At 66.1% G+C, this 19,392-nt stretch carries 14 protein-coding genes; 9 read left to right on the top strand and 5 right to left on the bottom strand.

Features of this window, described 5'->3' with window-relative positions:
* Nucleotides 1–63 precede the first annotated feature (63 nt).
* Complete coding sequence (gene dnaE / locus QUW00_RS03735) at nt 64–3,870, top strand: DNA polymerase III subunit alpha (protein ID WP_289613057.1); 3,807 nt, start codon at nt 64–66, stop codon at nt 3,868–3,870.
* Nucleotides 3,871–4,331: 461 nt separating this feature from the next.
* Nucleotides 4,332–5,807, top strand: coding sequence for a hypothetical protein (locus QUW00_RS03730; RefSeq protein WP_289613056.1), 1,476 nt, complete (start codon nt 4,332–4,334; stop codon nt 5,805–5,807).
* Between the two features lie 81 nt (nt 5,808–5,888).
* Here the strand turns inward: QUW00_RS03730 and ilvC are convergent, their stop codons facing one another.
* The 5 genes from ilvC to ilvA all read right to left on the bottom strand — a co-directional run bounded on the left by ilvC (nt 5,889) and on the right by ilvA (nt 12,948).
* Nucleotides 5,889–6,881 carry a ketol-acid reductoisomerase gene (gene ilvC, locus QUW00_RS03725; RefSeq protein WP_289613055.1) on the bottom strand — a complete coding sequence of 331 codons (993 nt, stop codon included), beginning with the start codon at nt 6,879–6,881 and terminating at the stop codon, nt 5,889–5,891.
* Between the two features lie 111 nt (nt 6,882–6,992).
* Nucleotides 6,993–7,478 (bottom strand): acetolactate synthase small subunit, encoded by a 486-nt coding sequence (ilvN, locus tag QUW00_RS03720; RefSeq protein WP_289613054.1) that lies wholly within the window; start codon nt 7,476–7,478, stop codon nt 6,993–6,995.
* A gap of 2 nt (nt 7,479–7,480) precedes the next feature.
* Complete coding sequence (ilvB, locus tag QUW00_RS03715) at nt 7,481–9,556, bottom strand: biosynthetic-type acetolactate synthase large subunit (protein WP_354003403.1); 2,076 nt, start codon at nt 9,554–9,556, stop codon at nt 7,481–7,483.
* A complete protein-coding gene (ilvD, locus tag QUW00_RS03710) occupies nt 9,553–11,217 on the bottom strand; it encodes a dihydroxy-acid dehydratase (RefSeq protein WP_289613053.1) in 1,665 nt (554 codons plus the stop codon). Before ilvD ends, ilvB begins: the two co-directional genes overlap by 4 nt.
* A 510-nt stretch (nt 11,218–11,727) precedes the next feature.
* Complete coding sequence (gene ilvA, locus QUW00_RS03705) at nt 11,728–12,948, bottom strand: threonine ammonia-lyase (protein ID WP_289613052.1); 1,221 nt, start codon at nt 12,946–12,948, stop codon at nt 11,728–11,730.
* 109 nt (nt 12,949–13,057) lie between these two features.
* Here ilvA and QUW00_RS03700 point away from each other — a divergent pair, with 109 nt between their 5' ends.
* The 7 genes from QUW00_RS03700 to ruvB all read left to right on the top strand — a co-directional run bounded on the left by QUW00_RS03700 (nt 13,058) and on the right by ruvB (nt 19,380).
* Nucleotides 13,058–13,855 carry an ABC transporter ATP-binding protein gene (locus tag QUW00_RS03700; protein WP_289613051.1) on the top strand — a complete coding sequence of 266 codons (798 nt, stop codon included), beginning with the start codon at nt 13,058–13,060 and terminating at the stop codon, nt 13,853–13,855.
* 126 nt (nt 13,856–13,981) lie between these two features.
* Nucleotides 13,982–14,455 (top strand): universal stress protein, encoded by a 474-nt coding sequence (locus QUW00_RS03695; RefSeq protein ID WP_289613050.1) that lies wholly within the window; start codon nt 13,982–13,984, stop codon nt 14,453–14,455.
* 103 nt (nt 14,456–14,558) lie between these two features.
* Nucleotides 14,559–14,918, top strand: coding sequence for a desulfoferrodoxin family protein (locus QUW00_RS03690; protein ID WP_289613049.1), 360 nt, complete (start codon nt 14,559–14,561; stop codon nt 14,916–14,918).
* 140 nt (nt 14,919–15,058) lie between these two features.
* Complete coding sequence (locus QUW00_RS03685) at nt 15,059–17,062, top strand: hypothetical protein (protein WP_289613048.1); 2,004 nt, start codon at nt 15,059–15,061, stop codon at nt 17,060–17,062.
* A 94-nt stretch (nt 17,063–17,156) separates the two neighbouring features.
* Nucleotides 17,157–17,678, top strand: a complete 522-nt coding sequence (ruvC, locus tag QUW00_RS03680) for a crossover junction endodeoxyribonuclease RuvC (protein ID WP_289613047.1) — start codon at nt 17,157–17,159, stop codon at nt 17,676–17,678.
* On the top strand, nt 17,678–18,298 hold the full coding sequence (ruvA, locus tag QUW00_RS03675) for a Holliday junction branch migration protein RuvA (protein WP_289613046.1): 621 nt from the start codon (nt 17,678–17,680) through the stop codon (nt 18,296–18,298). Before ruvC ends, ruvA begins: the two co-directional genes overlap by 1 nt.
* Nucleotides 18,298–19,380: a Holliday junction branch migration DNA helicase RuvB gene (gene ruvB, locus QUW00_RS03670; RefSeq protein WP_289613130.1), complete on the top strand. Its 1,083-nt coding sequence runs from the start codon at nt 18,298–18,300 to the stop codon at nt 19,378–19,380. Before ruvA ends, ruvB begins: the two co-directional genes overlap by 1 nt.
* The last annotated feature ends 12 nt before the right edge of the window (nt 19,381–19,392 follow it).

The raw sequence follows: 19,392 nt of genomic DNA, 5'->3' as shown, positions 1-19,392 counted from the left end.
GCGCGTCTGCGCGCTGCGGTACAATGCTTCTTGCACAAGACGAAGGCGAGGAGTATCGCACGTATGGCGTTTGTCCACCTGCACAATCACACTGAGTATTCCATGCTCGACGGGGCCACGCGCATCAGCGACATGGTCGATCGCGCCGTCGAGCTCGGCATGCCCGCCGTGGCCATCACCGACCACGGCTACATGTACGGCGTCCCCGAGCTCGGCCTTGCCTGCGATGCCGTCAACCACGGCACGCCGGAGTACAAGACCTGGAGCCACGACAAGTCCTTCCTCCAGAAGGGCCGCCGCGACGAGCTCGAGCAGCCCGACCCCGAGAAGAACCCGCGCGGCTACGCGCAGTACATGAAGGATATGGAGGAGTGGGACCGCTCGGGCAACCTCGATGCGACCAAGCCCCCGCTCGTCATCAAGCCGATCTTCGGCTGCGAGGTGTACTTCACGCCCGACGACACACTCGCCCGCGACCGCAAGCCCGAGCTGTACCACATGGTGCTGTTCGCCCGCAACGAGACCGGCTACGTAAACCTCATGCAGACGGTGTCCGAAGCGGCCGTGCAGGGCTTTTACTACAAGCCGCGCGTGACGCTGGACAACCTGCGCCGCCATCGCGAGGGCCTGATCGCCAGCTCGGCGTGTATCGCGGGCATCATCCCGAAGTGCATCGACCGCGGCGACATCGATACGGCCGTCGCCTGGGCCGAGACCTTCCGCGACCTGTTCGAGCCCGGCAGCTTCTATATCGAGATCCAGGAGCACGGCATCACGACGGACTCCGGCATGACCGACGAGGAACTCGACCGCCAGCTCATCGACATCGCCAACCGCGTGGGCGTGAAGGTGATCGCCACCAACGACTTCCACTACCTCACGCGCGACGACGCCCCGGTGCAGGACATCATGATGTGCATCGGCATGAACTCCAAGGTCGACGACCCCAACCGCATGCGCATGCAGGGCTCCGAGTTCTACATGAAGACCGAAGACGAGATGCGCGCCCTGTTCCCGTACTGCCCGGAGGCGTGCGACAACACGGTCGAGCTCGCCGAGAAGTGCAACGTCGAGCTCGACTGGGACAGCATCATCCTGCCCAACTACCCGCTGCTCGACCCCGGCGAGACGCATGAGAGCCAGTTCCGCCGCGAGTGCGAGGAGGGCCTGGCGAAGCGCTACGGCGAGGATTGGCGCGAGCAGACGATCGGCGGCGTCAACATCCAGGAGCGCTTCGAGTACGAGTACAAGGTCATCTGCGAGAAGGGCTTCGCCGCCTACTTCCTGATCGTGGCCGAGTACGTGCGCTGGGCCAAGCAAAACGGCATCGGCGTGGGCCCCGGCCGTGGATCGGCCGCGGGCGCGTTGGTCGCCTACGCCATGGACATCACCACGTTCGACCCGCTGTCCAACGGCCTCATGTTCGAGAGGTTCCTGTCGCCCGAGCGCTCCGAGATGCCCGATATCGACATGGACTTCGACGATGAGCGGCGCCTCGAGGTCATCGAGCACGTCCGTCAGCTCTATGGCCCCGAGAAGGTCACCCACGTCATCACCTACTCGACCATCAAGGCCAAGCAGGCCATCAACGACGCCGCCCGCGTGCTGGACTATCCGGTCTACATGGGTCAGCGTCTGTCCAAGATGATCTCGAGCGATCCGTCCGTCAAGCTGAAGCAGGTGCTCACCCGCGTCGAGGGCAAGGAGGACCTGTACAACCCGGACTTCGCCGAGGCCTACCAGAAAGACGACGACGCCCGGCGCATCATCGACGCCGCACTTGCCATCGAGGGCCTGACGCGCGGCGAGGGCGTGCACGCCTGCGCCGTGCTCATCTGTCGCGACCCGGTCAACGAGCACGTGCCCACCAAGCTCGACACCAAGGGCGGCGTGGAGATCACGCAGTACGAAGGCCATACGGTCGCGGACATGGGCCTGCTCAAGATGGACTTTCTGGGCCTGCGCACGCTCACGGTCATCTCGAAGGCTAAGGCCAACATCAAGAAGAACTTCGGCATCGACATCGACGTGGACGCCATCCCCTTCGACGATCCCAAGATCTTCGAGCTCATGCAGGCCGGCCACACGGCGGGCGTGTTCCAGATCGAGTCCGCCGGCATGACGGCAACCATCAAGAACATGAAGCCCACCGAGTACAAGCACGTGGTCGCTCTGATCGCCCTGTACCGCCCGGGCCCTCTGGGAGCGGGCATGGTCTCGTCCTACATCAACCGCATGAACGGCAAGGAGCCCGCCGTCTCCTACGATCCGCGCCTGGACGACATCTTGGGCGAGACGTACGGCACCATGGTCTACCAGGAGCAGGTCATGAACATCTCGGTCGAGATGTGCGGCTTCTCCAAGGGCGAGTCCGACTCGCGCATCCGCAAGCCCGTGGCCAAGAAGAAGATCAAGATGCTCACCGAGCAGGTCTTCAACTGGTCTGACGGCGAGGACGAGACCATCTACGACCACTGGATGAACGGCGCCGAGAAGAACGGCTACAAGCGCGAGACGGCGCAGAAGATCTGGGACGACGTCTTGGAGTTCGCGTCCTACGCGTTCAACAAGTCCCACTCGGCGGGCTACGCCATCCTGGTCATGCAGACCGCATGGCTGAAGGCCCACTATCCGCATGAGTACATGGCGGCCGTGCTCACCTCCTACACGGGCAAGACCGAGAAGATCGTGCACTACGTGTCGGCCTGCCGCCATGACGGCATCCCCGTGCTGCCGCCTGACGTCAACGAGTCCGGACGCGAGTTCACGGCGACCTCCGAGGGCGTGCGCTTCGGTCTGGCCGGCATCCGCGGCGTGGGCGAGGGTGTGGCAGACGCCATCATCGCCGAGCGCGAGCGCGGCGGCGCCTTCAAGAACCTGCACGACTTCGTGGACCGCGTGGATTCCTCCCAGGCCAACCGCCGCGTCATCGAGGCGCTCATCAAGGCAGGCGCCTTCGACTCGACGGGCTATCCGCGCCGCCAGCTCATGAGTTTCGTGGACAAGAACAACCCCGAGAACATCATCGACGCCGCGACCAAGCGCCAGAAGGACCGCGCCGCGGGCCAGACGTCGCTGTTCGACGTGTTCGGCGACGTGGAGGGCTCGGGCTTCGAGGTCGTGGTGCCCGAGCCGGACGGCCAGGAGTGGGACCGCCACATGAAGCTTTCCGCCGAGCGCGACGTGCTGGGCATCTACGTCTCCGACCACCCGCTGCGCCCCTTTGAGTACGCGCTCGCCAAGGCGCGCGAGTACTCCCTGTCGCAGATTGACACGGGTTTCGAGATGGCGAACCCTGCGGGCGAGGGCACGATCAACCAGGAGATCCCCGAGGGCAAGCCGTTCTGGTTCGCCGGCATGGTGGCCGAGGTCTCCAAGCGCGTGACCAAAAACGGCGACCCCATGGCCATCGTGCGCCTGGAGGACATGGAGGGCGAGGCCACGGTCGTGGTGTTTCCCAAGACCTACAAGGAGTGCGAGGGCTACCTGTACGGCGAGACCGATCCCGAGACGGGCGCGGTGCTGTCCGACGCCTTCATCCGCGTGCGCGGCAAGCTGGAGCGAAGCGACCGCGGTGACCAGATCATCGCCCAGGAGATCTTGCCGCTCGAGCTCTCCGAGGAGAACAACCGCCCCAAGGTCTTCGAGATCATGGTGCCGAGCTCGCGTTTCTCGCAGAGCAACATGGCGCGTCTGGCCACCGTGCTCGCCACCAATCCCGGCGGCGACCGCGTCGAGCTGTTCATCGAGCAGGGTGACGGCCAGACCATGCGCGCCGAGATTCCCACGCGCGTGAACGCCCGCTCCATCCCGCTTATGGCGGAGGTGCGCGGCATCGTGGGCAACCGCGGGCGTGTGACGGTGGTGTAGGCTCGCGGGCCTTGCGGGTCCTGGCATATCGACAGCGTACAAGCCGGCTGTCGCCCGGGCGGGGCGGCAGCCGGCTTTGCCATGGGGCGGGGTGCGCGCGATGCGCGGCGGGGCGGGCGCATCGGCTTGTCGTGCGCGGCTGCCGAAGCCCGCGCGTCTGCAAGAGGCGCGCGTGCGCAAGGGCTCGTTTGCGTAGATTGCCTGGAAAACGAAACGCTTCCTGTGGAGGATCGGAGTGCTTGCAGCCGCTGCGGCGTTGCGGCGGCGAAAGCTTCACGGGGCTGAGCGGGGGCGTTGCCGGCTTGTTGGATACGGTGGGGTCGTGCGGTGGAATGGGGTCGGAGGACCGTCAGGATCTTTGGGATATCCGTATAAACCGGTGCGCTATCAATAAGGGGACCGGTCGCGCGGCGGCGCGTCTGTCGAATCTGTGATCCGTTTCGCGAGAAAGGGGATGCGCCATGAGCCATGCTCAAACGACTACCCGTCCTTCCTGTATGCGTGCGGGCGGAGATCCGCTGGATTCGCCCCGTCCGACCGGTCGGGAGCTTCCCATCGGGGTGCACCGCGGGGAACTTGCCGGCCTCTCGCAAGAGGATAGGGCCTGGGAGCTCGGGCAGTACCGGGGCTACGACGAGAAGGAGCGCCCGCCTCGAAGGAGGGAGCCGCTCAGATGCGCCTACGGCTGCCGGGCGGCGTATCAGGCGATCAAGGAGGAGCCGCCGACCGATCTGGAAGGATATCTGCTCACCACGACGAAGTCCGAGCTCAACGCCATCGCGTCGCGGGTTGGTATCGAAAAGCCGGGAAAGATTCTCAAGGTCGATCTGGCGCGCGAGCTCTCCTCTGTCCTGCCCGCTCATGGAGAGGTTCTCGAGCAGGCGCTTGTCGCCTGTGACGACGAGCAGTACGAGACGTTCAAGATGCTGCTGGATACCCCCGGTGCCGCGATTTCGTATCGGGATGTCAAACGCAGCGAGTGTCCCAACGTGACACCGATGCCCCCGTTTACCAATCTGTTCAAACGGGGAAGGGACTACGATGCGGGCATGCCACCGCAGGTCGTGGAGATGGCGCGCGGGCTGGATCTGGCAGCCATTGAGGATACGCGTCGGCGCGATGACCATATCGTGCACACCGCGCAGGTCATGACCGACCTAGTCGGTGCCGTCACGCTGGCGGAGATTGCGGCGCGCTGCGAGGAGCTCTTCGGCTTTCGCCCGGAAGAGCATGAGGTGGAAGATGCCCTTATCGAGGCGTATCGGGATTATCGCTACGACGTGACCTTCGTTCCGTGGGGCGCCTGGCGTGACGGCGGTTCCAACATCGTGGTCGACGCAGAGCTCGACACGTTCGAGCGGCTGAGCGCCGCTAACGGGGATTCGGTGCGGCGCGCCTGGGCGTTCACGCCATGGATGACCGAGGCGAAGGCGATACCGGGCGCTTCGGGGCCGCACTTAGATGAATATGATCGGGGCGCCCCTGCATATCGTCTGATATCCGATCAGACGTACTGGGACCGATTCGGACGACTGGAGATCGATAGCAGCTTGGCCGAGATGGACGTCATCGATTGGGAGAAGCGTCTGCCCGAGATCGTGGCGCTGAGAGATTGGCTCGACGCTCATGTGCCCGATCGGGAGAGCGACCACCAGTTTGCCGATGACGTTATCGACGAGCTGCTTCGCAGGCGCTCCGCGCGCGTCGACGCTACGGTCTTCGCTGCATGGTCGCAGCGATACGAGCTCTTTCGTCTCACGTCCGATGCTGAAGAGCTTTGCTCGCTGCTGGCGAAAGCCGCCTGCGCGCTGCCGTCGTGGCGCTATGGAGGCAGATCGGCCCATGCGGTCGCTGGGCTGCTTGCAACGGCTCGTGCGGCGAGCGAGGAGCGGCGGGGGACGGAGGCGGCTGGCACGGTGTTTGCCGCCGTCGCGTAGGGTCGGAATAGCCGTGGGCCCGCACGTCCATAGCGGTGTGCGGGCCCACGAGAACGCGATGCGCAAGGGGGTGGTTGCAGGCTACTTGATCCAGGAGAACATGGAGCGGATCTTCTCGCCGGTCTTTTCGATCTCGTGCTCGTTTATCTTCTCGCGCTGCTCGAGCAGCCACTTGTGGCCGTTGTTGCAGTCGTCGACGAACTCCTGCGCGAAGCTGCCGTCTTGGATGCGGGCGAGGATCTGCTTCATGGCCGCGCGGCTCTCGTCGTTGATGACCTTGGGGCCGGCGTAGTACTCGCCGTACTCGGCCGTGTTGGAGATGGAATAGTTCATGAAGTGGATGCCGCTCTCGTACATGAGGTCGACGATCATCTTCATCTCGTGGTAGCACTCGAAGTAGGCGAGCTCGGGCGGATAGCCGGCCTCGGTGAGGGTCTCGAAGCCCGCCTTGACGAGCTCAACCAGGCCGCCGCACAGCACGGCCTGCTCACCGAAGAGGTCCTCCTCGGTCTCCTCCTTGAAGGTGGCCTTGATGATGCCGGAGCGTGCACCGCCCACGCCCCAGCAGTAGGCGAGCGCGATATCCCAGGCGTTGCCGGTGGCGTCCTGCGCCACGCAGGCGAGGTCGGGCACGCCGGAGCCCTCGGTGAACTGGCGGCGCACGATGTGGCCGGGACCCTTCGGCGCGCACATGATGACGTTGACGTCCTCGGGAGCCTTGATGTAGCCGAAGTGGATGTTGAAGCCATGGGCGAAGGCAAGCGTGTCGCCGGGCTTGAGGTGCGCTTTGATGTGCTCCTCGTAGACCTTGGGCTGGGTCTCATCGGGCACGAGCATCATGATGATGTCGGCTTCCTCGGCGGCGGTGTCCATGTCGCACACCTTGAGGCCGGCCTCCTCGGCGGCGGCCCAGGACTTGGAGCCCTCGCGCAGGCCGACGCGCACGTCGCAGCCCGAGTCGAGCAGGTTGAGCGCATGGGCGTGGCCCTGGGAGCCGTAGCCGATGATGGCGATCTTCTTGTCCTGGATGACCTTGGGATCGCAGTCGGACTCGTAGTAGATAGTCACAGCCATTGTCGTTCTCCTTTGTTTCGTGGCCGTTGGTACCGAAAGGGGTTGGTTGGGGACGTGTTCCGTTCAACCCATCACGCAGGATGGAGATGGGCCGACGGGTGCCGGGGCAGGCTACTTGTCGCTTGCGCCGCGGGACATCGCGATCTTGCCGGTGCGGGTGAGCTGGCGGATGCCATAGCCGCGGAAGAGGTCTTCCAAGGCGTCGAGCTTGCTCGCCGTGCCGGTCGCCTCCACCGTGAGGGAGTTCTTGCCCACGTCGACGATGTTGGCGCGGAAGATGTTGGCGATCTCGATGATCTCGTGACGGCGGTCGGGCGTGGCGATGACCTTGAACAGCACGAGCTCGCGCTCGATGGCGTCGGTATCGGTGAGGTCGGAGATCTTGTACACCGAGACGAGCTTGTGCAGCTGCTTGGTGATCTGCTCGTAGCCCACCTCGTCAGCCTCGACGATGATGGTCATGCGGCTCATGGTGGTGTCCTCGGTGGGCGCCACGGTGAGCGAGTCGATGTTGAAGCCGCGCCGCGATACCAGGCCGGTCACGCGCGACAGGACACCGGGCTTGTTCTCGACGAGGACGGAGAGGATGTGCTTCATGCTCACTCGCCTCCCTTCTGGGCCGACTCGTCTGCGACGACATCGGCGGTGGCGCCGGCGATGCGCGTGTCGGCATCGTTGTCGGTCAGGGGCAGGGGCTCGGCGATGGCGCCGGCGTGCTCGCCGGCCGGGCTCATGCCCTTCTCGGTGACGCGGACGCCGCCGAGCGTCACGTCGATGGCGCCGATGATGTCGTCGATGGCGGCACCCGGGGCGACCATCGGGTAGACGGTCTGGTTGGTGGGGATGACCACGTCGAGCAGGTAGGGCATCTCGGAGGCGAGCATGCGGTCGAGGGCGTCGTCGATCTGGTCGGGATGCGTGATGCGCTCGGCGGTCCAGCCGTATGCCTCGGCAAGCTTGACGAAGTCGGGGTTGGCGGTGAACTCGGTGCACGAGTAGCGCTCGCGGTAGAACAGACGCTGCCACTGATGCACCATGCCCAGCGCGTTGTTGTCGATGAGCAGGATCTTCACGGCGGCGCCGTTGCCGATGGCGGTGGCCATCTCCTGGATGTTCATCTGGATGGAGCCGTCGCCCGCGATGCAGACGACCTGGCAGTCGGGACGGCCGATCTTGGCGCCGATGGCGGCGGGGAAGCCGAAGCCCATGGTGCCCAGGCCACCGCTCGAGATGAACGTGCGGGACTCCTCGCGGTGGACGTGCTGATGCGCCCACATCTGGTGCTGGCCGACCTCGGTGGTCACGACGCTCGCGTGCGGGTCGAGCTTGGCGGAGAGGCGCTCAAGCACGATCTCGGGCGCGATGCGGTCGGGGTAGTCGGCGAAGTCGGTGGTGTAGAACGGCCAGCGCTCGCGCCACCCGTAGCAGGTCTTCACCCACTCGTCACTCACCGGTTCGGCGCCGGTCTTGGCGATGCGCTCGTTGATGGCCGCGACGACCGCGCGCGCGTCGCCCACGATGGGCACCTGCGGGTCGCGGACCTTGCCGATCTCGGCGGGGTCGATGTCGATGTGGATGACCTTGGCGTGCGGGGCGAACTCGGTGATCTTGCCGGTCACGCGGTCGGAGAAGCGCGCGCCAACGGCGATGATGAGGTTGCACTCCGTGACGGCCATGTTGGCGTACTTGGAGCCGTGCATGCCCACGGGCCCGAGGTTCAGCGGGTTGGAGCAGGGGATGGCGGCCTTGCCGATCAGCGTGGTGACCACGGGGATCTGCATGGTCTCGGCGAGCTCGACCACCTCGTCGCAGGCGTGGCTCGTCACGCAGCCGCCGCCGACCATGAGCAGCGGGCGCGTGGAGGTGCGGATGAGCTCCACGGCCTGGCGGACCTGCTTGGCGTTGCCCTTGTAGGTGGGACGGTAGCTGGGGATATCGATCTTGTCGGGATAGTGGAAGACCATCTCCTCGCCGGCAAGGTCGCTCGGGATGTCGATGAGCACGGGGCCGGGACGTCCTGTGGAGGCGATGTAGAACGCCTCACGGAACGTGCGCGTGAGGTCGTCGTTGGACTGCAGCAGGAAGCTGTGCTTGACCACCGGCATGGTGATGCCCACGATATCGGCCTCCTGGAAGGCGTCGGTGCCGATCACGCCGCGCGTCACCTGGCCGGAGATGACCACGAGCGGCACGGAGTCCATATAGGCGGTGGCGATGCCGGTGACGGTGTTGGTGGCGCCCGGTCCGCTCGTGACGAGCACCACGCCCACGCGGCCGGTGGCGCGCGCGTAACCGTCGGCCTCATGTACCGCGCCCTGCTCGTGGCGGGCGAGGATGTGCCGGATCTTGGTGGAGTCGTACAGCGCGTCGTACATCTTGATGGCCTGGCCGCCGGGATAGCCGAAGACCGTGTCGACGCCTTCCGCCTCGAGGCTGGCGATGATCGCCTGGGCGCCGGTCATGGTCTTGCCCTCTTTATCGGTATGGCTGCCGGGGCCGAAGGGCTCGCCGGATATGGCGCGGCGCTTGCGCTCGAGGCGCGCCTCGCGGCTCATATCGGTCGCGGCGCGCTTGCCGGCGGCGCCGGTGCAGACGTGCTGACGGATGTCATCGGGCATGTCGGGCGTGCGCGGGCTTCCGGCGCGCACGGCTGCCGTGGTAGTGGTGTCGGTCATGAGAGGTACGCCCCCTTGTCGGCGCTCGTGACGAGCTTCGCGTAGCGCGAGAGCACGCCGGTGGTGTACTTGGGTGCGGGCGGCTGCCAGGCGGCACGCCTCGCTGCCATCTCTTCGTCGCTCACGCGTACGTCAAGCGTGCCCGCCTCGATGTCGATATCGATGACGTCGCCCTCCTGGACAAGGGCGATCGGGCCGCCCGCCGCCGCCTCGGGGCTCACGTGGCCGATGCACGGGCCCTTGCTCGCGCCGGAGAAGCGGCCGTCGGTGATGAGGGCCACGGAGCGGTCGAGCCCCATGCCGCAGATGGCCGAGGTGGGCGTGAGCATCTCGCGCATGCCCGGACCGCCGGCCGGTCCCTCGTAGCGGATGGCGACGACGTCGCCGGGGTTGATCTTGCCGCCGAAGATGGCCTCACAGGCCGCCTCCTCGGAATCGAAGACGCGGGCGGGTCCGGAGTGGCGGTACATCTCGGGCGAGCAAGCGCTGCGCTTTACCACGCCGCAATCGGGGGCGAGGTTGCCGCGCATGACCTTGAGGCCGCCGATGGGGGAGTACGCGTTCTCGACGGTGCGGACGATCTCGCCGTCGGGCTCGGGGCAGGCGGCAACCCATTCGTCCACCGTGCCGTGGCAGGTGAGCGCGTCGCCGGCGAGCAGGCCGGCGCGTCCGAGCACGCCCATGATGGCCGAGATGCCGCCCACGGCGTTCAGGTCCTCGATGTGCAGGGGGCCCGCCGGCGCGATGCGCACGATGTTGGGGGTCTCATCGGAGACGCGGTCCCAGTCGTCCATGGTCACGGGGCAGCCCGCGGCGTGCGCGATGGCGGTGAGGTGCAGCATCGTGTTGGTGGAGCCGCCGAAGGCCATGTCGAGCACCATGCCGTTGCGGATGGACTTCTCGTTCAGGATGTCGAGCGCGCAGACGCTGTCGCGCACGAGGTCCATCACCTTCATGCCCGTCTGCTTGGCCAGGCGGATGCGCTCGGAGTAGACGGCCGGCACGGTGCCGTTGCCGGGCAGTGCCAAGCCGAGCGCCTCGGCCAGGCAGCAGATGGAGTTGGCGGTGAACATGCCCGAGCAGCTGCCGCAGGTGGGGCAGGCGGTATTCTCGAGCCATGCGCACTCCTCGGGCGTCATGGTGCCGGCGGTCACCTGGCCCACGGCGTCGAACAGACTGTTCAGGTCCGTCTGGCAGCCCTTCTTGTCACGGCCGGCGAGCATGGGGCCGCCCGATACGAGCATGGTGGGGATGTTCAGACGCGCGGCGGCGATGAGCATGCCGGGCACGATCTTGTCGCAGGAGGGGATGAGGACCATGGCGTCGAACTGGTGGCCCTGGATGGCGCACTCCACGGAGTCGGCGATGACCTCGCGGCTCGTGAGGCTGTAGCGCATGCCCTCGTGGTTCATGGCGATGCCGTCGCACACGCCGATGGTGTTGATCTGTAACGGGGTGCCGCCGGCCATGCGCACGCCCGCCTTGACGGCGTCGGCGATCTGCTGCAGGTGGATGTGGCCGGGAATGACCTCGTTTTGGGCGGAGACGACCGCGACGAGCGGTCGTTCGAGCTCCTCGTCGGTAAGGCCGTCAGCCTTGAGCAGGCTGCGGTGGGGCGCTCTGGCCAGCCCCTTCTTGATGGCATCGCTTCGCAGTTGCATCCGATCCCCTCGCTCTCGCAGTGTCGTGTGCTGGGAGATGCGCCGGCAAGGGAGTTGCCCTGCAAGGATGCCCGTAACGGGGGCTTTCCGGCTCGGCGTACTGGCGAACGCGCGTCACGGGGATCGCCCGTGGGCCGCGTCCGTGTTCGGCCTGGCTGCTCGAGGGTATGTTCCCGACCGTCCGCCGCGGGTTCTCACGCTGCCCGCTCGCTGTGGTGCGTCCGTCCGGTACTCGCCCTGTCGTCGCATTTCCTCAAGTTGCTCCACTATGCTACAGTGCCGCGTCGCTGTGCAAGGAGTTTATCGAGAGGAAACACTTTACTCGGCAAAAGCGCGAAATCGGCCGGTTAGCGGCCTTGACGAGTCCCAATGTCCAAAAGGGAGCAGGGGAGATCGGGACATGCTCTGCACGCTAGGGCGACAGGGGGGGCGACAGGGTTGGACCCCGACAAGTTTGTACCCGGCACCATCTTGTCGGGCGACAAGTTTGTACCTGGCACCATCTTGTCGCTAGAGCATCGTCTGCGAAAGCTGGGGCTCGAAGCCTGCTGCGCGGAGGGCCTCGATGATCTGCTCCTTGTGCGCGGTGCCGTAAGCCTCGATGGTCACGCGCAGCTCCACCGCCGCGTTGCGGTTCGTGCTCACGAACTGGTTGTGCTCGAGCTTGATGACGTTGCCGTTCTGCTCGGCGATGGCGTTGGCCACGCGTACGAGCATGCCCGGGCGGTCGGGCAGAAGCACGCTCACCGTGAAGATGCGGTCGCGCTGAATCAGGCCGTGCTGCACCACCGAGCTCATGGTGATGACGTCCATGTTGCCGCCCGACAGAATCGAGACGATGCGGCGGTTCTCGGCGGGCAGGTGCTTCAAGGCAGCCACGGTGAGCAGGCCCGAGTTCTCGACGATCATCTTGTGGTTCTCCACCATGTCGAGGAACGCCACGATGAGCTCGTCGTCAGGGATGCAGATGACGTCGTCGAGGTTCTGCTGCAGGTAGGGGAAGACCTTGTCGCCGACCTCGAGCACCGCCGTACCGTCGGCGATGGTGTTGGCGGCCGGGATCTTCACCGGATGTCCCGCCTCGAGCGCGGCGGTGAGCGAGGGGGCGCCGGCGGGCTCCACGCCGATGACGCGGATCTTGGGGTTGTACAGCTTGGCAAAGGTGGCGACGCCGCAGGCAAGGCCGCCGCCGCCCACGGGGACCAAGATCGTGTCGACGAGCGGCAGCTCCTGGACGATCTCCATGGCGATGGTGCCCTGGCCGGTGGAGACGATCGGATCGTTGAAGGGGTGGATGAAGGTGTAGCCCCGCTCCTCGGCAAGGCGCATGGCGTGCTCGCACGCCTCGTCGTACACGTCACCGTGCAGGATGACCTCGGCGCCGTAGCCCTTGGTGCGCTCCACCTTGATGAGCGGTGTGGTCGTGGGCATGACGACGACCGACTTGGCGCCCGCGCGTGTCGCGGCGAACGCGACGCCCTGCGCGTGGTTGCCGGCGCTCGCGGTGATGATGCCGCGACCGAGCTCCTCGGGCGTGAGGGTCGAGATCTTGTAGTACGCGCCGCGCACCTTGTAGGCGCCGGTGCGCTGCATGTTCTCGGGCTTGAGGTACACTCGGTTGCCGGTCGCCTGCGAGAAGTGGGGGCTCTCGACGAGCTCCGTCTTCTGCGTGACCTCCTGGACCTTCTCGGAGGCCTCCTCGAACGCGTCGAGCGTGAGCATGTCTGCCATGGTGCGCCTTCTTTCCCGTGTGCCGTCGTGCTTTTGCATGGTAAAGTATCGTAGCAAAAAACGAGGGTGACGATACCGGGGGCATCGGTATCGGGGAATCGAGGATATCTTGGCAACAACGACCCCGCCGCTGTTCTCGCTGCGCGACGCGCAGGTGGTCCGTGCCGGCCGCACGATTCTGCACGTGGACCGCTTCGATCTGGCCGAGGGCGAACACGTCGCCCTGCTCGGTCCCAACGGCGCCGGGAAATCGACGTTCATCCAGCTGCTCACCCGCGAGGTGTTCCCGCTTCACCGCGACGAGCCGCCGGTGCGCTTTCGCGGGCAGGCGCGCCCGCTGCTCTCCGACATCAAGCAGGCGCTCGGCATCGTGAGTGCCACGATGCAAGACCAGGTCCGCGTGCACCTGCCGGTCACCGACATCGTGTGCGGCGGCCTGTTTGGCACCCTCGGTCTTCCGCGCCATGTCGAGGCGACCGCCGACGTGCGCGCCCGCGCCCTCGACGCTCTCGTGCGCTTGGGAATCGGCGAGCTTGCCGACCGCGATATCATGACGCTTTCGACCGGTCAGGTGCGCCGCGTGCTCGTGGCACGCGAGCTCATGAGCGATCCGCGGGTGCTCATCTTCGACGAGCCCTGCACGGGGCTCGATCCGCAGGGCATGTACCATGTGCGCGACACGATGCGCATGCTTGCCGACGAGGGCCGCTCGGTAGTCCTCGTCACGCATTACCCCGAGGACATCATCCCGGCGATCGGCCGCGTGCTGCTCATCCGCGATGCGGAGGTCTTCGCCGACGGTCCCAAGGAGGAGCTGCTCGACAGCGCGACCATGAGCGAGCTGTTCGGGGTGCCGCTCGCGGTCGACGAGCGCGACGGCTGGTACTCGCTGCGCGGTCGGTACTGAGGCTTGTCCGTATCCGCTCACCTGCCCTTTCATTCCGTTTGACTGTTGTACCTGCGGACCTGCCGCGCGGCGTCGCGTACGGGTATATACGCACTAAGTCCAACCGCCATCGGAAAGGAGCAGGCCATGTTGTTCAAAAACGTTATGGTCCCCTACGATGAGTCCGAGCATGCCAACAGCGCGCTGCATGCCGCATTTGGCATGGTGGGGGACAACCCCGATGCCACGGTTCACGTGGTGACGATTGTGTCGACGGGGGCGGTTCCGGTTCCCACGCTTGCCGGAGGGGCCTTCGACGACCCCTTCAACTCTGGCAGCATGGAAGGCTACGACGCCATGATCAGCTCGATCGTCCAGCGCACGCGCAACGATATGGAGCGCGTGGTGGAGGGCGCGCGCGATGATGCCGCATGCAAGGTCGAGGTGGCCGCGGTCCTCGCCGGGTCCGCCGTCGACGGCATCGCCGAGTACGTGACGACGCATGGCATCGACCTGGTCGTCATGGGTCGCCGCGGCCTGGGCGCCCTGCGCGGCATGCTCGGCAGTGTGAGCTTCGGCGTCCTGCGCTCCGTCGACGTCCCGGTCCTCACCGTCAAATAGCGTTACGCGGTGCATTCTGTATCTGAACGCCCCGTGTATGCAATGTTCGGCGTTGGGCATAATAGGGTGGTGTCTGATATCGATAACAGCGTAAGGAGCGCCCATGGCTATCTTTTATAAAAACGAGAACGGCACCATCCTGACGGCTTTGAGCGGCGGGTCCGTGCCCGCAGGGTTCGAGGCTATCGAGGCCAACACCGTCGACGCCGCGACCGAGAAGCACGTGCCCGCCGTCGAGCTTCAGCGTGACGGCCGCGTCATCCACGTTCAGGTGGGCGAGGTGGAGCATCCCATGGAGGAAGCGCACTACATCGAGTGGGTTGCGCTCGAGACCGAGGACCGTCTTGAGGTCCATCACTTCAAGCCCGGTCAGAAGCCGGTGACCTTCTTCCCGGTCGTCGCGAAGTCCGGCACCGTCTATGCCTACTGCAACCTGCACGGGCTGTGGAGCGCCAAGTTCTAGGGAGCCCGAAAAGCCGTCCGTAGGGAGGGTCGTCCGCTCGATGCGGGCGGCCCTCCTGCTTGCGTGTCCTCGTTTGCGCGCGAGGCAGGGGACGGGAAGGGTATCATGTCTGGAAAACGAACGACCGAAGGGACGCTTTGATGAAACTGGCGCTTGCGCAGATCGATATGCGCCTCGGCGACATCGAGGGCATCTGCTCCCGTATCGCCGATCAAGCGGCGCTTGCCGCCGCGGGCGGCGCGCAGCTGCTGTGCACGCCTGCGCCCCTGTTCGCGGGCGTGCAGCCCACGACGCTGATCGATTACGCCAACTACGAGCACGACCTCGTGGTGCATCTGCGCGAGCTCGCGGTGCGCGTCGAGGCCTCGCAGATCGCGTGTCTCGTTCCCGCCGTCATCTCGATCGACCAGGTTCCCCTCATGGAGTGCTTCCTGATTCGCGAAGGGCGCGTGATTCCGCTGCGCGCCATGATGGCGGAGCGCCTCGGCCGCGCCGACGCCGCCTCGTGGGAGCCAGCCGTCTTCGAGGTCGCGGGCACCCGCATCGCCGTCACCTTCGATTTCGCCCGCGATATCACCCAGGTTCCGCGCGGCTGCGACGTGCTCGTCTACTTCCAGGCAAGCGGTTTCGATGCGACCTGCGAGCAGACCAGCGCCGTTGCGTCGGTGGCCGACGGGCATTTTAGCGACGACGTCGCGCGAAGCGGGGTATGGCTCGCCTGCATGGCGCCGATCGGCGGGTTCGACGAGACGGTCTTCACGGGCGGTTCGTTCGTGATGGACGACGGCGGCCGCGTCGTCGCCGCAGCGCCCTGCTTTGAGGAGGGCCTGCTGATCCAAGACGTGTGCCGCGGCGTGATGGCGCCGGGCATCGACCAATACGAGCTGCCCCGGTTCAACCGCGAGGAGTGGCTCTGGGAAGCCCTGCGCATCCATGTTCGCGATACCGTTACCGCGCGCGGCTTTGCCCGCGCCGTCGTGCCCCTCGAGGGCGATCTGCCCACCTCGCTGCTCGCCGCGCTCGCCGTCGACGCGCTGGGGTCCCGTAACGTCGTCGGTATCGAATTCGCGCGCTCCGACGTGTTCACCCCGCGCCAGGAGGCGCTTGAGCGCGACCGCGTCGAGCGGATTCGCGCACTCGCGGCAAACCTGAACATTCAGCTGGTCGAGCGCGACCAGGGTGATGTTTCGCGCTGGATGGACCGCGACGTGCCCGCGCGCGATGCGGGCCGGCTGCGCGTCGGTATCGATGCCATCTATCTGGCCGATGTCGCCCATGAACTCGGCGCGTGCGTGCTGTCGCCCGTGACGAAGACCGATGCCGCCCTCATTCCCGAGGCGCTGCTCTCCGCCAGCACGCCCCGGACGCTCTGCGCGCCCTTTGGCGACGTGTACCTGACGGAGCTCGAGTTTTTGGCCCGGTATCGCAACCGTCGCTCGGCCGCGATTCCCCTCGAGACGGTCTCGCTGGCCGCCGTCGAGGAGCGCATGGAGGCCATCTGCTCCGCGGCGCTGTCCGCGTTCGAGGATGAGCCGGAGCGCGCCGCCGCAGCCGCCGCGCTGTTCGCCGAACTCGAGCCGGCGCAACTCGACGGCATCATCGAGGGCCATGTCGATCGCAACGCGGTGTTGGACGACCTGCCCGCCGCGCGCGGCAACGGCGCTGCCGCCGCGCTCGTGTTGCTGCTGATTCGCCAGGGGGAGGGGTACCGCAGGTCGCTTCCCATGGCGCCGATCGTGTCGGCACGCGCGTTTCCGGAGCGTCTGTGGCCGGTGTCGCTCGGATGGTCCGACTTGGGGCGCGGGGGTGCTGCCGCCGAGCGCGTGTCCGATCTGGTCGAGGGCGAGCTCGAGCGCTTCGAGTCGCGCGGCGCGGAGTACGGCGAGCGCGTGCGGGGCGAGATCATGAACCTGCTGGGCAACCTGCTTGGGCTCACGCCCGAGCAGCAGGCCGAGCTTGCGAGCGAGGAGGGTCAGCGGCGGATGCGCGAAAGCGCCGAGCGCTTCGAGAGCCAGCTGCGCGAGGCCCTCTCGCATGCCGCCGAGGATGCGGACCATCATGGGGAAGGGCATGTGCCGGGCTTCCCGGGCTCTTCGACCTCAGGCCATGGCGGTGTCCATTTCCCGTACTTCTCCCAAAACTGAGTCGCCGCGTCGCCGTCGCACCGCGCTTGCGCGACGGCACCCCGCCTGATATAGTAGAACAAATGTTCGAAATCGGCGGAAGGGGGTGCGCTGCATGGTCATCCTGGGCATAGATCCCGGTCTGGCGAATACCGGATGGGGGATCGTCGAGGAGCGCGGCGGCGAGGTTCGCTGCCGTGCCTATGGATGCATTCAGACATCCGCCGGCAGCGACCTGCCCGTCCGCCTTCGCCATATCGCCGACGATCTGACGGCGGTGGTCGAGCGCTACCGTCCCCAGGAGGCGGCGATCGAGAGCATCTATTTCGGCGCCAACGCGCGCTCGGCAATCCCGACGGCGCATGCGCGCGGCGCAGCGCTGGTCGCTGTGTCCCTAGCGGGCGTCGAGGTGGGCGAGTACACGCCCATGCAGATCAAGCAGTCCGTGGTAGGCACGGGCGCGGCTGACAAAGGGCAGGTCATCTACATGGTGCGCAACCTTTTGCACCTCGATCACGACCCGCGCCCCGATCATGCCGCCGATGCGCTTGCGTGCGCAATCTGCCATGCCCACCTGCGACGCACCGGGGCGCTGAGCGGGGGCGCATTCGTCCAGAGGAGAGGAAACGGCTACTGATGATCACCTTGCTCCATGGAACACTGGTAGAGGCCACGCCGAGCGTCGCCGTTCTCGATGTCGGCGGTGTCGGCTTCGAGGTCGGCATCTCCGGCACGACGGCCGCATCGCTCCCCGCACTCGGAGGCGACTGCCGGCTGTTTTGCCGCCTGCAGGTGCGCGAGGACGCGATGACGCTGTTCGGGTTCTCCACCAAGGAGGAACGGACGATGTTCGATCGCCTTGTCGCCGTATCGGGCGTGGGACCGCGCCTGGCGCTCGCCGTCCTCTCCACGTTTACCGTGTCCCAGCTCTATACCGTGGTGATGGCAGAGGATGACAAGGGCATGGCGAAGGTGCCCGGCGTGGGCAAGAAGACCGCCCAGCGCCTCATCCTTGAGCTGAAGAGCGTGTTCGCCAAAGACCACGGCCTGCTTGCCGCGGACGTTCCCGCCGCCGGTCAGCTTCCCCTGGCCGCAGCGCCTGCGCCCTCCGCGCTGGACGATGCCCGCACGGCGCTGCTCTCCATGGGCTTCAGTCCGCAGGAGGCGGAGCTGGCGCTCGACGGGTATGATGGGAGCGGTATGCGCGTCGAGGAGCTGCTTGCCGCGGCGCTTAAGCGACTCGGGATGGATGCATGATGTGGGAAGCAGATGATTCGGTCGACCTGTGGGCGGATGCCACCCGCACGCATCGCCCCGCACCGGGATCCGGCCGCGAGACGGACCGCTTCGTCACCGGCGACCTGACCTCCGAGGACCTCGACGTCGAGCGGACGTTGCGCCCGCAGCGCTTGGATGACTATTGCGGCCAAGATCATATCCGCCAGAGCCTGCGCATCCTGATCCAGGCGGCGCAGAGTCGTGGCGAGTGCCTCGATCACGTGATCTTCTCCGGCCCTCCGGGTCTGGGCAAGACGACGCTCGCCGCCGTTGTCGCCAACGAGATGGGCGCTCAGATCAAGACGACGTCCGGTCCGGCGATTGCGCGCACCGGCGACCTCGCCGCAATCCTTACGAACCTTCAGCCCGGCGACGTGCTCTTCATCGATGAGATCCATCGCCTCAACCGTTCGGTCGAAGAGATTCTCTATCCGGCGATGGAGGATTTCGCGCTCGACATCGTGATCGGGAAGGGTCCGGCTGCGCGCTCGATTCGCCTCGACATCCCGCGCTTCACGCTCGTGGGCGCCACGACGCGCTCGGGCATGCTCACCGGTCCTCTGCGCGACCGCTTCGGCATCTCGTTCCGCCTCGATTACTACTCCATCGAGGACCTGGCGGAGATCGTGATTCGCTCCGCGACGATTCTGGGCGTGCAGATCGATCGCGATTCGGCGCGCGAGATCGCCTCCCGGTCCCGTGGTACGCCGCGTCTGGCCAACCGCCTGCTCAAGCGCGTGCGCGACTACGCGCAGGTGCGGGGTAGCGGCCCGATCGAATACGGCATCGCGCGCGAGGCGCTCGAGTTCTTCGAGATCGACGAGCTCGGTCTCGACTGGATGGACATCCGCATCCTCGAGACGCTCGTCAAGACCTTCCGCGGTCGCCCTGTCGGACTCACGACGCTGGCGAGCGCGGTGGGCGAGGACCCCAACACGCTCGAGGATGTGTACGAGCCCTATCTGCTGCAGCGCGGTCTCATCGTGCGCACGCCGCAGGGGCGCGTCGCGACACCGGTGGCCTTCGATCATCTCGGTATGGAGCCGCCGACCAACGCGTAGGCTGCGTTGGAA

It is taken from the genome of Collinsella tanakaei (assembly GCF_030373545.1).
Classification (GTDB): domain Bacteria; phylum Actinomycetota; class Coriobacteriia; order Coriobacteriales; family Coriobacteriaceae; genus Collinsella; species Collinsella tanakaei_C.
The sequence above is the reverse complement of the archived record's forward strand: the minus strand, read 5'-3'. Positions and strand labels throughout refer to the sequence as shown.

Coding starts and splice junctions, on each gene's coding strand:
- ruvC (WP_289613047.1), top strand. CDS start 17,157: ATGGTCATCCTGGGCATAGATCCCGGTCTGGCGAATACCGGATGGGGG.
- dnaE (WP_289613057.1), top strand. CDS start 64: ATGGCGTTTGTCCACCTGCACAATCACACTGAGTATTCCATGCTCGAC.
- ilvA (WP_289613052.1), bottom strand. CDS start 12,948: ATGGCAGACATGCTCACGCTCGACGCGTTCGAGGAGGCCTCCGAGAAG.
- QUW00_RS03685 (WP_289613048.1), top strand. CDS start 15,059: ATGAAACTGGCGCTTGCGCAGATCGATATGCGCCTCGGCGACATCGAG.
- ilvN (WP_289613054.1), bottom strand. CDS start 7,478: ATGAAGCACATCCTCTCCGTCCTCGTCGAGAACAAGCCCGGTGTCCTG.
- QUW00_RS03690 (WP_289613049.1), top strand. CDS start 14,559: ATGGCTATCTTTTATAAAAACGAGAACGGCACCATCCTGACGGCTTTG.
- QUW00_RS03695 (WP_289613050.1), top strand. CDS start 13,982: ATGTTGTTCAAAAACGTTATGGTCCCCTACGATGAGTCCGAGCATGCC.
- ruvB (WP_289613130.1), top strand. CDS start 18,298: ATGTGGGAAGCAGATGATTCGGTCGACCTGTGGGCGGATGCCACCCGC.
- QUW00_RS03730 (WP_289613056.1), top strand. CDS start 4,332: ATGAGCCATGCTCAAACGACTACCCGTCCTTCCTGTATGCGTGCGGGC.
- ilvB (WP_354003403.1), bottom strand. CDS start 9,556: ATGACCGACACCACTACCACGGCAGCCGTGCGCGCCGGAAGCCCGCGC.
- ilvC (WP_289613055.1), bottom strand. CDS start 6,881: ATGGCTGTGACTATCTACTACGAGTCCGACTGCGATCCCAAGGTCATC.
- ilvD (WP_289613053.1), bottom strand. CDS start 11,217: ATGCAACTGCGAAGCGATGCCATCAAGAAGGGGCTGGCCAGAGCGCCC.
- ruvA (WP_289613046.1), top strand. CDS start 17,678: ATGATCACCTTGCTCCATGGAACACTGGTAGAGGCCACGCCGAGCGTC.